General features: G+C 74.8%; 15 protein-coding genes and 5 pseudogenes. 14 read left to right on the top strand and 6 right to left on the bottom strand.

Going from position 1 to position 13658, the window contains the following annotated elements:
* Positions 1–10 precede the first annotated feature (10 nt).
* On the top strand, positions 11–475 hold the full coding sequence (locus BJF80_RS10140; RefSeq protein WP_075813319.1) for a GNAT family N-acetyltransferase: 465 nt from the start codon (positions 11–13) through the stop codon (positions 473–475).
* A 37-nt stretch (positions 476–512) separates the two neighbouring features.
* Here the strand turns inward: BJF80_RS10140 and BJF80_RS10145 are convergent, their stop codons facing one another.
* The 3 genes and pseudogenes from BJF80_RS10145 to BJF80_RS20155 all read right to left on the bottom strand — a co-directional run.
* Positions 513–1337, bottom strand: a complete 825-nt coding sequence (locus BJF80_RS10145) for an SGNH/GDSL hydrolase family protein (RefSeq protein WP_075813321.1) — start codon at positions 1335–1337, stop codon at positions 513–515.
* A gap of 145 nt (positions 1338–1482) precedes the next feature.
* Positions 1483–1755 (bottom strand): HU family DNA-binding protein, encoded by a 273-nt coding sequence (locus BJF80_RS10150; protein WP_022923642.1) that lies wholly within the window; start codon positions 1753–1755, stop codon positions 1483–1485.
* A gap of 130 nt (positions 1756–1885) precedes the next feature.
* Positions 1886–2005 (bottom strand): annotated as a pseudogene (locus tag BJF80_RS20155) (IMP dehydrogenase); the annotation flags it as partial.
* Positions 2006–2115: 110 nt separating this feature from the next.
* On the opposite strand from BJF80_RS20155, the gene BJF80_RS10160 reads away from it, so the two are divergent.
* Positions 2116–3027, top strand: a complete 912-nt coding sequence (locus tag BJF80_RS10160) for an aminotransferase class I/II-fold pyridoxal phosphate-dependent enzyme (RefSeq protein WP_075813325.1) — start codon at positions 2116–2118, stop codon at positions 3025–3027.
* On the opposite strand, the gene BJF80_RS10165 is transcribed toward BJF80_RS10160, so the two are convergent.
* From BJF80_RS10165 to BJF80_RS21600, 3 genes and pseudogenes are all read right to left on the bottom strand, one after another.
* Entirely contained in the window at positions 3011–3211 is a 201-nt protein-coding gene (locus BJF80_RS10165) for a hypothetical protein (RefSeq protein WP_075813327.1), read from the bottom strand. The two genes, BJF80_RS10160 and BJF80_RS10165, sit on opposite strands and share 17 nt — an antisense overlap.
* A 235-nt stretch (positions 3212–3446) precedes the next feature.
* Positions 3447–3650 (bottom strand): annotated as a pseudogene (locus tag BJF80_RS20160) (SRPBCC domain-containing protein); the annotation flags it as partial.
* Positions 3651–3699: 49 nt separating this feature from the next.
* A pseudogene (locus tag BJF80_RS21600) lies at positions 3700–3807 on the bottom strand (ArsR family transcriptional regulator); the annotation flags it as partial.
* A gap of 386 nt (positions 3808–4193) precedes the next feature.
* Between BJF80_RS21600 and BJF80_RS10180 the strand changes: the two are divergent.
* From BJF80_RS10180 to cobS, 12 genes and pseudogenes are all read left to right on the top strand, one after another.
* Positions 4194–5051 carry an ABC transporter substrate-binding protein gene (locus BJF80_RS10180; RefSeq protein WP_237767537.1) on the top strand — a complete coding sequence of 286 codons (858 nt, stop codon included), beginning with the start codon at positions 4194–4196 and terminating at the stop codon, positions 5049–5051.
* A gap of 29 nt (positions 5052–5080) precedes the next feature.
* Positions 5081–6160 carry a FecCD family ABC transporter permease gene (locus tag BJF80_RS10185; RefSeq protein WP_075813329.1) on the top strand — a complete coding sequence of 360 codons (1080 nt, stop codon included), beginning with the start codon at positions 5081–5083 and terminating at the stop codon, positions 6158–6160.
* A complete protein-coding gene (locus BJF80_RS10190) occupies positions 6157–6813 on the top strand; it encodes an ABC transporter ATP-binding protein (protein ID WP_075813331.1) in 657 nt (218 codons plus the stop codon). The genes BJF80_RS10185 and BJF80_RS10190 overlap by 4 nt, the downstream gene beginning before the upstream one ends.
* Complete coding sequence (locus BJF80_RS20170) at positions 6771–7106, top strand: ATP-binding cassette domain-containing protein (protein WP_237767563.1); 336 nt, start codon at positions 6771–6773, stop codon at positions 7104–7106. Before BJF80_RS10190 ends, BJF80_RS20170 begins: the two co-directional genes overlap by 43 nt.
* 68 nt (positions 7107–7174) lie before the next feature.
* A pseudogene (gene cobO / locus BJF80_RS20175) lies at positions 7175–7677 on the top strand (cob(I)yrinic acid a,c-diamide adenosyltransferase).
* Entirely contained in the window at positions 7678–9288 is a 1611-nt protein-coding gene (locus BJF80_RS10205) for a cobyric acid synthase (protein WP_075813335.1), read from the top strand.
* Positions 9282–9677, top strand: coding sequence for an adenosylcobinamide amidohydrolase (locus BJF80_RS20815; RefSeq protein WP_075813337.1), 396 nt, complete (start codon positions 9282–9284; stop codon positions 9675–9677). Before BJF80_RS10205 ends, BJF80_RS20815 begins: the two co-directional genes overlap by 7 nt.
* The gene (locus BJF80_RS20820; RefSeq protein WP_158068517.1) at positions 9644–9973 is read left to right on the top strand and encodes an adenosylcobinamide amidohydrolase; all 330 of its coding nucleotides are present in this window, start codon (positions 9644–9646) and stop codon (positions 9971–9973) included. The genes BJF80_RS20815 and BJF80_RS20820 overlap by 34 nt, the downstream gene beginning before the upstream one ends.
* Positions 9970–11133 carry a CobD/CbiB family cobalamin biosynthesis protein gene (locus tag BJF80_RS10220; protein ID WP_075813341.1) on the top strand — a complete coding sequence of 388 codons (1164 nt, stop codon included), beginning with the start codon at positions 9970–9972 and terminating at the stop codon, positions 11131–11133. The genes BJF80_RS20820 and BJF80_RS10220 overlap by 4 nt, the downstream gene beginning before the upstream one ends.
* A 73-nt stretch (positions 11134–11206) precedes the next feature.
* Positions 11207–11731 (top strand): bifunctional adenosylcobinamide kinase/adenosylcobinamide-phosphate guanylyltransferase, encoded by a 525-nt coding sequence (cobU, locus tag BJF80_RS10225; RefSeq protein ID WP_022923631.1) that lies wholly within the window; start codon positions 11207–11209, stop codon positions 11729–11731.
* A gap of 5 nt (positions 11732–11736) precedes the next feature.
* A complete protein-coding gene (gene cobT / locus BJF80_RS10230) occupies positions 11737–12864 on the top strand; it encodes a nicotinate-nucleotide--dimethylbenzimidazole phosphoribosyltransferase (protein ID WP_075813343.1) in 1128 nt (375 codons plus the stop codon).
* 6 nt (positions 12865–12870) lie between these two features.
* A pseudogene (gene cobS / locus BJF80_RS21605) lies at positions 12871–13622 on the top strand (adenosylcobinamide-GDP ribazoletransferase).
* Positions 13623–13658 lie beyond the last annotated feature (36 nt).

Consider the following 13658-nt stretch of genomic DNA (forward strand, 5'->3'; position numbering starts at 1 on the left):
CAGTCCTGCCATGGATGTCTCGATCCGCCCCTACGCCCCGGACGACCGTGACGCCGTCCTGTCCCTCGCGGCACGGCTCACCACGGGGACGGCGCCGTGGCGGGACCCGGTCGCGGTGCGGCGCACGGTCACCGCCTGGGTGGCCGAGGCGCTCGACGTCGTCGACCCGGAGACCGGGCCGGTCTGGGTGGCGCTCGACGGGGACGCGGTCGTCGGCGTCGTGCACGCCGGCACGCGGGTGCACTGGTCGGGCGAGGTCGACGCCTACGTCGGCGAGCTGGTGGTGGCGCCGACGCACGAGCGCACCGGGACGGGACGCCGGCTCATGTCCCGGGCCGAGGGGTGGGCGCGCGAGCGGGGGCATACCCGGCTGACGCTCGAGACCGGGGCCACCAACACCGCGGCGCGGTCGTTCTACGCGGCGCTGGGCTACGTCACCGAGGAGGTCGTGCTGACCCGCGACCTCGGCGGGTGAGCACCCGTGACGACCCGTGGCCAGGCGGTTCGAGACCTCAGGGGGCCGCCGGCAGGTCGTCCACCGGTGTGATCTGCGGGCGCTTGGGCACGCGGTTGTCGCCCGAGCTCTCGCCGCGGATGCGCCGCCGGATCCAGGGCCGCAGGTGGGCGGCGACCCACTCCCGGTCCGCCTGCAGCGACTCGATGCGGCGAAGCGGTGGGGCCGCCTCCAGCGGCGTGGTCCAGTCGAGCTCCTGCTCCAGGCCGAGGGTCCACAGCGCCTGCGACGCGATCCGGGTATGCCCCTCGCTGCTGAAGTGGATGCGGTCCGGACCCCACATCCGGGCGTCGTGCAGAGCGCGCAGGGTGTAGACGTCGACGACGAAGGACCCGGTGCGCTGGCCGACCGCCCACAGGTGGGCGGTGTACTCCACCATGCGTGGATGGACCCGGTTGACCAGCGGCGCCCAGGAGACGTCCGGAGCGGTGACGAGTATGACATCGGCGCCCGTCTCCCGGATGCGCAGCGTGGCCTCCTCCAGCCGCTCCATGACGGCGGGCAGCGACACCCGGGGCCGCAGCACGTCGTTGCCGCCGGCCGAGAGGCTGACCAGGTCGGGGCGCAGCGCCAGGGCGGGCTCGAGCTGCTCACCGATGACGGCGTCGATGAGGCGCCCGCGGATCGCGAGGTTGGCGTAGCCGAAGGGCCGGTCGAGCTTGGCGTTGCGGGCGGCGAGCGCCGCCGCGACACGGTCGGCCCAGCCGACGTGGTCGTCCGGGCGGTCGGGATGGGCGTCGACCAGGCCCTCGGTGAAGGAGTCCCCCAGGGCCACGAAGCGCTCCCAGACCCGCGGTTGCGGGGAGTCAGGGCGTGTGGGCATACCGGCAGGATAAGAACTGACGCTGCGTCAGGCGGAAGCCGGACCGGCGTGGCGACCTCCCCCACGGCATGGTGCCGGGACGCACGACGCCCGGCAGACCCTCGCGGGCCGACCGGGCGTCGTGGATGGTGCGTGGAGCCTCAGCTCAGGAGACGCGCTCCTTGAGCTTGGAGCCGGCCTTGAAGGCGGGGGCCTTGCTCGCGGCGATCTGGATCTCGGCGCCGGTCTGCGGGTTGCGGCCGGTGCGGGCGGAACGCTCGCGGACCTCGAAGGTGCCGAAGCCGGGGAAGGAGACCTTCTCACCCTTGGCGAGCTCGGCCGAGATGGCCTCGAGCACGGAGCTGACGATCTTGTCGGCAGCGGCCTGGGTCATGCCCGCCTCGCGGGCGACGGCCTCAACGATAACCTTCTTGCTCATGCTGACAGCCTTTCGATAGAGCCAATGAGTCGGCCACACCGTAGGCAGACACCAGCGCGTTTTGCCAACTCCGAAGCCCGGCGCGTCGCGGAATTCTGGCTCTCGACGGTGTGTCGTGGGCCCCTCCGAACGTCAGCATGACCGTGGTGGCACGACGCTCGTCCACCGCCCGGTAGCCCTCAGCGGCCTCCTCCAGCGGCAGGGTCAGGTGGACGACCTTGCCCGGGTCGATCGTGCCGTCCCAGATGAGCCGGCCGGGCGGGCAGGGATCCGCCCGGGTCGCCGTCCACGGTATGCCCGTGCGCCAGGGCCGTGGGAGGGACTGCTGGTGCCCCCCGGCCCGGCAATAGGCTGGGCCGCGTGAGCAGCGTGCGCCGGGTGCCGGCGATCCCGCCCGCCGGGAAGCACGGCGGGGACGGGCCTGCGGTCGCCCGGGCGCTGGGCCTGGACCCGGCCGACCTGCTCGACCTCAGCCAGACGATGAACCCGCTGGCCCCGCCCGTGGAGCCACTGGTCGGGCGGCACCTGGGCGCGCTCCGGGCCTACCCGGACGACCGCGCCGCGACCCGCGAGCTGGCCCGGGCGCTGGACGTGGACTCCGAGGCGCTGCTGCTGACCAACGGCGGCAGCGAGGCGATCTCGCTCGTGGCGGCCGAGCTGGGCGGCGGGGTCCGCGAGGAGCCAGACTTCGGCCTGCACCCGCGCCACCCGGACGGCCCGCGCTGGCGCTCGGACCCGCACAGCCCGAGCGGCCGGCTCGCCGCGTCGCACGAGCAGGCCGACGTCTGGGACGAGGCGTTCTACGCCCTGGCCACCGGGCGCTGGACCGCAGGCCGGCCCGGTGTGACGGTCGGCTCGCTGACCAAGACCTTCGCCTGCCCCGGCCTGCGGCTGGGCTACGTCATCGCCGACCCCGGTCTCGTCGAGCGGCTGCGTCGTCGGCAGCCGCGCTGGTCGGTGAGCTCGCTGGCCCTGGCCGTGCTGCCCGACCTGCTCACCGCCGCCGACCTGCCGGGGTGGGCGGCCGGCATACGCGAGCTCCGGGCCGGTCTCTTGACGCTGCTGCGCGGGCACGGCCTCACCGCCGACGACACCGACGCGCCCTGGGTGCTGGTGCACCAGGAAGGGCTGCGGGAGACCCTCGCACCGCACGGGGTGCTGGTGCGCGACTGCGCCTCCTTCGGTATGCCCGGCGTCGCCCGGGTCGCGGTCCCCGACGCGGCGGGGCTCACGCGGCTGGGGTCGGCGCTGCGGGTCAGCCGCGATCGCTGACCCCCTGCGGCAGCCAGGTGTTGCCGTCCGGGTCCTCGAGGTTGGCGTAGCTGCCGTCGTCGATGCGCTCGGGGTGGACCCCCGGCCCCTGGCCGCTCTCGCCGAAGTGGAAGGGGTCGCCGAACTCCTTGGCGCGGTCGACGTCGGAGGCCGGGAGGACGAGGACCTCGAGGCGGTACTTCATCACAGCGCTCCGTCCAGGAGGAGCTCGTCGATCTGCTCGTAGCCCTGGACGACGCCCGTCTCCATGCCGGAGGCGAGCATGGCGTCCCGCGCCTCGAAGCCCTCCACGATGCAGAAGACCTCGAGCCGGGTGCGCCCCTCGCCCAGGTCGGTGAGGGTGAGCCACTCCAGCTGACGCCCTCGGGGTAGCCCTCGAAGGTGAACGTCTGGACGATCCGGGTCGGCCCGACCTCGTGGAAGCAGCCGTGAAAGGCGTACTCCTCCTCACCGCGATGGTGCACGTAGCGGTACTCCCCGCCGGTCCGGGCCTCCCACCGGTCGATGGTCATCGTCAGGTCCCGCGGGCCCAGCCAGCGGACGACGAGGTCGGGGTCGGTATGCGCCCGCACCAGCTGCTCGGGCGTGGCGTCGAAGACGCGCTGGATCCGGACGCCGGGCACGTCGGGGTCCGCGCTGATCTCGGTGGGGCTTGGTCCGGCTCACCAGGCCGCAGGCCCCGAGCACCTTGAGGTGCTTGGACACCGCCTGCAGGCTGATGTCGTAGGGCGCGGACAGCTCGGTGACGGTGGCGTCCCCGTCGGCGAGCCGCGCCACGAGGTCGCGGCGCGCGGATCCGCCGCGGCGCTACACTGGCGCTCGTCGTGCAGACGAAGTCCGGTGCGAACCCGGCACTGTCCCGCAACGGTGGAGCCGCCTGGCAGCAGGTGGCCGAGTCCGGTCGAGCTGCCCGGCGATCCGAAGCCACACGCCCGCGAGGACCCAGGGCCGGTTCGGACGGCGGAGGAACCCTTCGGTCGCTCGAGCACTCCCTCCTCGACCGACAGGAGACACCGTATGCACCTCCGCCAGCCCCTCCCGCTCGTCGCGCCCTGGCGCTCGGCCTCACCCTCGCCGCCTGCGGCGGCGGCAGCACCGACTCCGACGCCGGCGACACCGCCTCCGAGCAGGAGAGCGCCTCGGACCAGGCGGGCGACGACGCCGACATGACCTCCGAGGGGGAGATGGCCGGCTCCGGAGACTTCCCGGTCACCGTCGACACCGCCGCCGGTGAGGTGACCCTGGAGGAGCAGCCGCAGCGCATCGTCTCGCTGTCGCCGTCGGCCACCGAGATCCTCTTCGCGATCGGCGCCGGCGACCAGGTCGTCGCGGCCGACTCCTTCTCCACCTACCCGGAGGAAGCACCGACCACGGACCTGTCGGGCTACGAGCCCAACGTCGAGGCCATCGCCGGCTACGAGCCCGACCTCGTCGTCATCTCCGGCGACACCGGCGACCTCACCGCCTCGCTCGGCGAGCTCGACATCCCCGTCATCGACAACCCCGCGCCCACGACGATCGAGGCCGGCTGGGACGGCATGGCCGCCCTCGGCCTGGCCACCGGCCACGTCGACGAGACCGCCGACACCATCGCCGACCTGCGCCAGCAGGTGGACGACGCCTTCGCCGGCTTCGACGGGGCGGAAGGGCTGCGGGTCTACCACGAGCTGGACGACACCTACTTCTCCGCGAGCAGCAACAGCTTCATCGGCGACGTCTACAGCCAGTTCGGCGCGGTCAACATCGCCGACGAGGCCGACGCCGACGGCACCGGCTACCCGCAGCTCACCGAGGAGGCCATCATCGAGGCCGACCCGCAGCTCATCGTCATCACCGACCAGGTGTCCTACACCGCCGAGGACGTCGCGCAGCGCCCCGGCTGGTCCGAGATCAGCGCGGTGCAGAACGACAACATCGTCACCGTCGACGCCGACATCGCCTCCCGCTGGGGGCCGCGCCTGCCGCAGCTGGTGTCCACCCTCGCCGAGGCCATGAGCGAGGTCACGGTCCCGGCGGGCCGCTGACCGGCGACACCTGGGCACGGGCATACCCGATGAGCACCCGCACGCACGCGCCGACCGACGCGCTGGACGAGGCGGCCGACCGCGCGTTCCGGCTGTCGGTGCCGGCGCTGGTCGGGTGCACCGCCCTGCTCGTGCTCACGGTGCTCGCCTCGGTCACCCAGGGCGCGGCCGGGTTGCCGGTCGAGGGTGTCGTCCGGGCGCTCGTGGGTGCCCTCCCCGGTGTGGAGCCGGCGCAGACGCTCAGCTCGACGCAGGAGGCGGTGCTCTGGCAGATCCGGCTGCCGCGCACGATGCTGGCGGCGCTCGTCGGCGCGAGCTTGGCGATGGCGGGAGCCGGCTACCAGGGCGTCTTCCGCAACCCGCTGGCCGATCCCTACCTGCTCGGCGTGTCCGCCGGGGCCGGGCTGGGAGCGGTGCTCGCCCTCGGCTTCGGGCTCGACCTGTCGTGGGGGCCGATCGCGGCGCTGCCGATGGCGGCCTTCCTCGGCGCGCTGCTCGCGGTGACCGGGTCGGTCCTGGTGGCGCGGGGCTCGTTCCGCGACCCGGCGACGCTGCTGCTCGCCGGGGTCGCGATGGCGGCGCTCTTCTCCGCGACGCAGACGTATGCCCTCACCCGGCTCGACGAGACCCGCTCCCGCGAGGTGCTCTCCTGGCTCTTCGGCCGGCTCGCGACGAGCGGGTGGGGGCCGGTCACGCTGCTCCTGCCCTACGTGCTGCTCGCCGGAGCGGTGCTGTGGCTGCACGCGCGGCACCTGGACGTGCTGCGGCTCGGCGACGACGAGGCGAGGTCGCTCGGGCTGAAGCCGTCGCGGTCCCGGCTGGTCGTCGTCGGCGCGGCGACGCTCATCACCGCGGCCGCGGTGTCGGTGAGCGGCCTCATCGCCTTCGTCGGGCTGGTGACGCCGCACCTGGTGCGGCTGCTCGTCGGGCACTCCTACCGCCTCATCGTGCCGCTGTCGGCCATCCTGGGCGGGGCCTTCCTGGCGACCGTGGACATCGGGGCGCGCACCCTCGTGGCACCCGCCGAGCTGCCGGTCGGGGTCATCACGGCCTTCGTCGGAGCGCCCTTCTTCTGCGTGGTCCTGTGGCGACGGAAGGCGGGGATGTGACCAGCGAGACCGTCGGCGACGGCGAGGTCCGGCCGCTCACCCCCGCCCACGCGGTCCGCACCCGCGAGGTGCGGGTCGCCTTCGACGGCGCCGAGGTGGTCGGCGGGGTCGACCTGGACCTGCGGGCCGGCGAGTGGCTCGGCCTCATCGGGCCCAACGGCTCGGGCAAGTCGACCCTGCTGCGGGCGCTGGTGGGGCTGGTCGCGCGCACCGGGTCCGTCGAGCTGGGCGACGGCAGCGAGCCCGGGCCCACCGACCTCTCACTCATGCCGCAGTCCCCCGAGCTGCCGCCCGGGATGAGCGTGGTGGAGTACGTCCTGCTCGGGCGCACCGCGCACCTGGGCTGGCTGGCGCTGGAGTCGCGGCAGGACCGCCGCATCGCGACCGACGTGCTGCGGCGCCTGGGCCTGGCGTCCTTCGGCCGGCGTGAGGTCCGCAACCTCTCCGGCGGCGAGGCGCAGCGGGTCGTCATCGCCCGCGCCTCGTGCAGCAGAGCCCGGTGCTGCTGCTGGACGAGCCGACGAGCGCGCTCGACGTCGGCCACCAGGTCGAGGTCCTCGAGCTGGTCGACGAGCTGCGGCGCAGCGACGGGCTCACCGTGGTCGCCGCGATGCACGACCTCGGCATGGCCGCCCGGTATGCCGACCGCCTGATGCTCCTGGAGCGCGGCACCCCGGTGGCGCTCGGGACCCCCGAGGAGGTCCTCGACGAGGGCCTGCTCAGCCGCGTCTACGCCCACCCGGTCCGGGTCCACCACGTCGACGGCCACCTGGTGGTGCTCCCGGAGGCGCGCAGCGGGCATACCCCGGCGGCGGAGCCGATCTCCCTGCCGGACCGGGCCACCCCGCCCCCTCGCCGTCCTGGACCGAGCACCGTGGACGACGGGCCTCGGGGGCCGATGTCCGGACGTCCCCGTCAGCGGGGCGCCATCGAGGAGGTCTCGTGACCGAGCACGACGCACCGCGCACGAAGCGGCCCTACGACCGGCGCGAGCTGCGCTCAGCGCCGTCGTTGGTGCTGGTCAACACCGGGCACGGCAAGGGCAAGTCGACCGCCGCCTTCGGCACGCTGCTGCGCAGCCGGGGGCGCGACTGGCCCACCGCGTGCGTGCAGTTCCTCAAGTCCGGGAAGTGGCGGACCGGGGAGGAGGCGATGCTGCGCCAGCTCGGGGTGGAGTGGTTCAGCGCCGGCGACGGCTTCTCCTGGGACAGCACCGACCTCGACGAGAGCCGGGCCAAGGCGGTCGCGGCGTGGGAGTTCAGCGCCGGGCTGATCGCGGCGGGCGAGCACCGGATGGTCATGCTCGACGAGATCTCCTACCGATGAACTGGGGCTGGATCGAGACCGACGCCGTCGTCGCGGCGCTGCGCGACCGGCCGGCGGACGTCAGCGTCTTCCTCACCGGGCGGGAGATGCCGCAGCCGGTGATCGACGTCGCCGACACGGTCACCGAGATGGTGCCGGTCAAGCACGCCTTCGAGCAGGGCATCCGGGCGCGGCGCGGGATCGACTACTAGGTGGGCGCGCTGCTCGTCGCGGGGGCGACCAGCGGTGCCGGCAAGTCCACGGTCACCGCAGCGCTGTGCCGGGCGCTGGCGCGGCGCGGGGTCGACGTCGCGCCGTTCAAGGCGCAGAACATGTCCAACCATGCGGCCGTCACCCCGGACGGCGGCGAGATCGGGCGGGCGCAGGCCATGCAGGCGCTCGCCGCGCGGGTGGCGACCGACCGGCGGATGGGGCCGGTGCTGCTCAAGCCCTCGGGTGGCCGCTCGCACGTCGTCGTCCTCGGCGAGGAGGTCGCGGTGGACGACGCGGTCGGCTACGGCGACCGGGCGCGGGCGCTGCGGCCGGTCGTGCTCGACGCGCTGACCTCGCTGCGTCGCGAGCACGAGCTCGTGGTGTGCGAGGGCGCCGGGGGTGCCGCGGAGCCGAACCTCCTGGACCGCGACGTCGTCAACCTCCCGCTCGCCGCAGCGGCCGGCATGCCCGCGCTCCTGGTCGTCGACATCGACCGGGGCGGCGCCTTCGCCGCGGCCTACGGCACGTGGGCGCTGCTGCCGGAGCGGCTGCGGGCGTGCCTGCGCGGGGTGGTGCTCAACGGGATGCGCGGCGACGTGTCACTGCTCGGACCGGCGGTCCGCGACCTCGAGGCGCGCACGGGCATACCGGTGCTGGGGGTGCTGCCGCACCTGGGCGACCACCTCATGCTCGGCGTCGAGGACTCGCTGGACCTGCGGGCCCCGGGGCGGCCCGGGCTCGGGATGGGCGCGGGCGAGAAGCCGGATCGCCCGGTGCGGATCGGCGTGGTGGCGCTGCCCCACCTGGCGAACCCCTCCGACCTCGACCCGCTCGTGCTGGAGCCGTCGGTCGAGCTGCGCTGGGTGACGCGGCCGGGTGAGCTGCACGACCTGGACCTCGTCGTGCTGCCCGGCACGCGGGCGACCGTGGCCGACCTGGCCTGGCTGCGCGAGCGCGGCCTCGCCGACGCGATCGTCCGGGCGGCAGGGGACCCGGTGGGGCCGCACGTGCTCGGCATCTGCGGCGGCTTCCAGATGCTCGGGGAGAGCGTCGAGGACGACGGCTTCGAGGCACCGCGATCGGAGCCGGGGACCACCCGAGGGACCTCTCAGCCCGCCGTCGTGCGCGGGCTCGGCCTGCTGCCGGTGACGACCTGCTTCGCCCGGCCCAAGGTCGTGCGGTTGGCGACCGGACAGACCGCCGGTCCCCCGGGGCTGCCGGTCACGGGCTACCAGATCCACCTCGGTCGGGCGCGTCGGCACGGCGACGGCGAACCGTGGCTCACGCTGCTCGCTCCTGACCCGGACGACGAACAGCGCGGCGGGCAGGCGGCGCGCGGCGAACCCGAGGGGTGCGTGAGCCCGGACCGCCGGGTGCGCGGCACGACGGTCCACGGGGTCCTGGACTCAGACGACCTCCGGCACGCCCTCCTCGGGGCGGTCGCGGCGGTGCACGGGCGCGACTTCCGGCCCTCCCCCGTCCCCTACCCCGCCGCGCTCGACGCGCACCTCGACCACCTGGCGGACTGGGTCGAGGAGCACCTCGACGTGGCCGCGGTCCGCGCGCTGGCGTACACCGCGACCTCGCCCGACGAGGCGCCCGGATGGTGAGCGTCGACCTCGAGCGCGCCGAGGGTGCGCTGGTCTGGAGGGTGCCCCGCGGCTGGTGGGGGCTCAGCTCGGCGGCAGTCGGTGGCGGGCTCGTCCGGCCGCGCTGGGTGCTCAACCTCGGCGTCGGGGACGACTTCACCCGCACCGACCTCGACCGGTATGCCTCCTCCCGCGCCGACGGTCTCGGCGTCTCCGGCCCGGGGACGGCACTGCTCACCGCGGCCGACGTGTCGCAGGTCGTGGCGACCGAGGTGGACGGCCTACGGGTCTGGGCGACGGTCGCGTCACCAAGCCGACATGGGCGGTGCCGCCGGAGCGGGCTGGTCACGACGGTGTGTCCGGTCGGGTGGGCTACGTGCCCGGCACCATCAACATCGTGGTCGTCGTGACGGTGCCGCTGTCGGCCTCGGCGCTGGTGCAGGCCGTGGGTACGACCACGGAGGCCAAGGCGCAGGCCCTCGTGGAGGCGGGCGTACCCGGCACCGGCACCGCCAGCGACGCGGTGGTCGTGCTCAGCCCGGAGCCACCGGGCGACGCGGGGCATGCAGGGACCGTCGTCTTCGCCGGGGTCCGTTCGGAGTGGGGCGGGCGGATCGCCTCCGCGGTCCACGGCGCGGTCCGCGACGGACTGGCCGCCCACCCGTGGGAGCCCGACGCATCGGGTGGGGCAGGTGTGGTCTGGTGAGTCTCGCCCACCCGCGGCCGACCTCGGTCCGGCACGTCCTCGCCCGGCGCGCACTCGGCGTCGCCACCGGGCTGCTGCTGGACCGCGCCCTCGGCGAGCCGCCGGACGCCTGGCACCCGGTGGCATGGTTCGGGACGGTGATGGGCCGTCTCGAGCAGGCCCTGTACGCCGACCGCCGCGACGCAGGCGCGGCCTACGCCGCGGCGGGTGCGGGCCTGGGTGCCGGGGCCGGGCTCGTGCTGGGCCGGGCCGGTGTCCCGGGCCTCGCGCTCGCGGTGGGGGTCGCGAGCGCCGGGCGGATGCTGCGGCATACCTCGCGCGACATCGAGCAGCTCCTGCGCGCCGGCGAGCTGACCGCCGCCCGCGAGCGCCTGCCCTGGCTCGTCGGGCGCGACCCGAGCGGCCTCGACGAGTCCGGCGTGGCGGCGGCAGTGGTCGAGTCGCTCGCCGAGAACACCGTGGACGCCGTCATCGCCCCGGCCCTCTGGGGTCTCGTCGCGGGAGCACCGGGCGTGCTCGTCCACCGCGCGGTCAACACCATGGATGCGATGGTCGGCCACCGCAGCCCCCGGTATGCCCGCTTCGGCACCGTCGCCGCGCGCGCCGACGACGTCCTGGCCTGGGCGCCGGCACGGCTCTTCGCCGGCCTCGTCGCCCTGGACGCCGCCTGTGCACGCTTGCTGGGGCAGAGCGGCGGATATTTCCTCCGCTCCGGTCCAGGAAGCGTGCACAGGTCCGGACAGGGGGCAGGAACCGTGCACAGGTCCGAGGAGTCGGTCGACGAGGAGGGCGCGGGCCCGGGTCAGCGGCCGACCGGGATCGAGGTGCTCCAGATCGTCCGCCGGGACGCACCGGCCCACCCCTCCCCCAACGCCGGCGTCGCGGAGAGCGTCGTCGCGGGGGCGCTGGGCGTCGAGCTCGGCGGCCCGCTGGAGTATGCCGGCCGTCGCGAGGAGCGGCCCCGGCTCGGCTCAGGCCCACGGCCCGGTCCGGCCGACATCGCCCGGGCACGGCAGCTGGTGGGTCGGGTCGAACTCGCCGTCGTCGCCGGGTGCCTCGGTGCCGCGGCCCTCGTGGGACGTCGCCGGCACCCGAGAGGCGCAGGATCGGCGCTACCGGCTCGGCGGTCGCTCACCCGGACGCCATCGAGTCACCGATGACGCCGCGCCGACAGGCGTGGGACGCTAGGGCGGCACGCCCCGCCACCGCGCCGACCCGCCGAGGAGCACCCGCATGAGCCTGACCCTGCTCACCGGGGGCGCGCGCAGCGGCAAGTCCGCCCTCGCCGTCCGCCGGGCACGGCACGGCGACGACCCGGTGGTCTTCGTCGCCACCGGCCAGCCGCGGGACGCGGAGATGGCCGACCGGATAGCCCGCCACCGTGCCGAGCGCCCGACGGGCTGGAGCACCGTCGAGGCGCCCGTCGAGCTGGTCGACGCCTGCGCGGCGCTCGACCCCGGCGCCTGCGTCGTCGTCGACTGCCTGGCCCTGTGGGTCTCCAACCTCCTGGAGCACGGCGACGACGAGGCGACCACCCTCGGTCGGGCACGCTCGCTGGCAGGGTGGGCCTCGGCATACCGCGGGCGCGTGATCGTCGTCACCAACGAGGTCGGCCTGGGGATCGTCCCCCTGCACCCGGTGTCGAGGGACTACCGTGACCGTCTCGGCCGGGTCAACGCCGTCCTGGCCGCGGAGGCCGACCTCGCGCAGCTCGTCGTCGCCGGCCGTACCCTCACCCTCGACCCTCCGGAGGACTGACCAGCATGAGCGAGACCGAGCAGAGCGCCGACCGCGCCCTGATCGACCGCACGATCGCTGCCATCGGCGGCCCGGACCACGAGAGCTCGGCCGCGGTCGCCCGCGCCTTCGACGGCAAGGTCAAGCCGCGGCAGAGCCTCGGGCGCCTGGAAGGGCTCGCCGCGCGCGTCGCCGGCATCCAGCGCACCACCACGCCCCGGGTCGACTCCCCGGTCGTCCTGGTGTGCGCCGCCGACCACGGGATCGCGCGCGAGGGCGTCAGCGCCTACCCGCAGGAGGTCACCGCGCAGATGCTGACGACCTTCGTCAGCGGTCGAGCGGCCGTGTCGATCCTCGCGCACCAGGCCGACGCGCAGCTCGTCGTCGCCGACCTCGGGGTGGTCGAGCCACTGCAGCTGCACCCCACGCACACGTATGCCCCGGTGCTGGACCGGCGGGTGCGCGCCGGGACCGACAACAGCGCCGAGGGCTGGGCCATGACCCGTGCCGAGGCCGAGCAGGCGGTCGCGGTGGGGATCCGCCTGGCCGAGGAGCTCATCGAGGACGGCGCCGACCTCATCGCGCTGGGCGAGATGGGCATCGGCAGCACGACGACCGCCAGCATCCTCACCTCGGCGATCCTCGACCGCGACCCGGCACGCGTCGTGGGTGCCGGGACCGGGCTCGAGGGAGAGGCGCTGGCGCACAAGGTCGAGACGGTCGACGCCGTGCTCGCGCGGCACGACGACGTCGAGCAGCCGTGGGACGTGTTGGCCGCGATGGGCGGCCTGGAGATCGCCGCGCTGGCGGGAGTGGCGCTGGGGTGCGCCGCGCACCGCGTGCCGGCGCTGCTGGACGGGTTCATCAGCACCGCGGGGGCGCTGGTCGCCTGGCGTCTGTGCCCGTCCGCCGCCGACGCGATGATCGCCGCGCACCGCTCGACCGAGCCCGGCCACTCCATGCAGCTGGAGGAGATGGGGCTCACCCCGCTGCTCGACCTGCAGATGCGGCTCGGCGAGGCCAGCGGGGCGGCCCTCGCGATCCCGCTCATCCGCTCCAGCCTGGCGCTGCTGCAGGACATGGGCGAGCTGGCCGATCTGAGCAGCGGGCCTGCGGGCGCGGACGGCGGCGGTGCGTCGGCCGACGGTGCCTGAGCACCGATGATCGCCGCGCTGCGGGACGCGACGAGCTTCCTGACCCGGGTGCCGCTGCCACAGCGCGAGGGCTTCGACCTGGCCCGGGCGGCCTGGGCGTTCCCGATCGTGGGGGCTGGTGTCGGGGCGGTCGTGGGTGCGCTCGCCTGGGGCGCCAGCCTGCTGGTGCCGCCCCTCGTGGCCGCGACCCTCGCCGTGCTGGCCGAGGTCCTGCTCACCGGTGCCCTGCACCTGGACGGGCTGGCCGACTGCGCGGACGGGTGCGGCGGGCGCGACCGGGAGAGCCGGCTGCGGATCATGAAGGACCACGCCGTCGGGGTCTACGGCACGGCCGCAGTGGTGCTGGCGCTCGTGCTGCAGATCGCGGCCGTCCAAGCGCTGCTGGGGTCGCTCGAGTGGTGGGGCGTCGTCGCGGTGCTCGCCTCGGTCGGCGCGCTGTCGCGCTCGGGCATGCTCACCGTAGCGCTGCGGCTGCGTCGGGGCGGCCCGAGGGGACGGCGGGGCCGCTCGTGCTGGGGTTGCGGACCGGCCCGGTGGTCGTGGCAGGCGGCCTGGCGGGGCTGTCGACGCTCGCGCTCTGGCCGATCGGGGTCTGGTTGGGGGTATGCGTGCTGCTCGCCGCCCTCGTCGTGCCGCTGCTCGTCGAGGTGTGGGCGGAGCGGACGCTCGGCGGCGTGACCGGCGACGTGCTGGGGGCCACCGCGGTGCTCACCCAGCTGGCCGGCCTGCTCGGCGCCCTGGCGCTGCCCGGTCTCTGAGCCACCGCTCACTGTCTCTCGCCTCTGCCTCGATGC

This window comes from Serinicoccus sp. CUA-874, assembly GCF_001942225.1.
Lineage (GTDB): Bacteria > Actinomycetota > Actinomycetes > Actinomycetales > Dermatophilaceae > Ornithinicoccus > Ornithinicoccus marinus.

Excerpts from the sequence above, each read along its gene's own strand:
- BJF80_RS10140 (WP_075813319.1), top strand. The coding sequence starts at position 11 with ATGGATGTCTCGATCCGCCCCTACGCCCCGGACGACCGTGACGCCGTC.
- BJF80_RS10145 (WP_075813321.1), bottom strand. The coding sequence starts at position 1,337 with ATGCCCACACGCCCTGACTCCCCGCAACCGCGGGTCTGGGAGCGCTTC.
- BJF80_RS10150 (WP_022923642.1), bottom strand. The coding sequence starts at position 1,755 with ATGAGCAAGAAGGTTATCGTTGAGGCCGTCGCCCGCGAGGCGGGCATG.
- BJF80_RS10165 (WP_075813327.1), bottom strand. The coding sequence starts at position 3,211 with ATGAAGTACCGCCTCGAGGTCCTCGTCCTCCCGGCCTCCGACGTCGAC.
- BJF80_RS10180 (WP_237767537.1), top strand. The coding sequence starts at position 4,194 with ATGACCTCCGAGGGGGAGATGGCCGGCTCCGGAGACTTCCCGGTCACC.
- BJF80_RS10185 (WP_075813329.1), top strand. The coding sequence starts at position 5,081 with ATGAGCACCCGCACGCACGCGCCGACCGACGCGCTGGACGAGGCGGCC.
- BJF80_RS20170 (WP_237767563.1), top strand. The coding sequence starts at position 6,771 with ATGCACGACCTCGGCATGGCCGCCCGGTATGCCGACCGCCTGATGCTC.
- BJF80_RS20815 (WP_075813337.1), top strand. The coding sequence starts at position 9,282 with ATGGTGAGCGTCGACCTCGAGCGCGCCGAGGGTGCGCTGGTCTGGAGG.
- cobU (WP_022923631.1), top strand. The coding sequence starts at position 11,207 with ATGAGCCTGACCCTGCTCACCGGGGGCGCGCGCAGCGGCAAGTCCGCC.
- cobT (WP_075813343.1), top strand. The coding sequence starts at position 11,737 with ATGAGCGAGACCGAGCAGAGCGCCGACCGCGCCCTGATCGACCGCACG.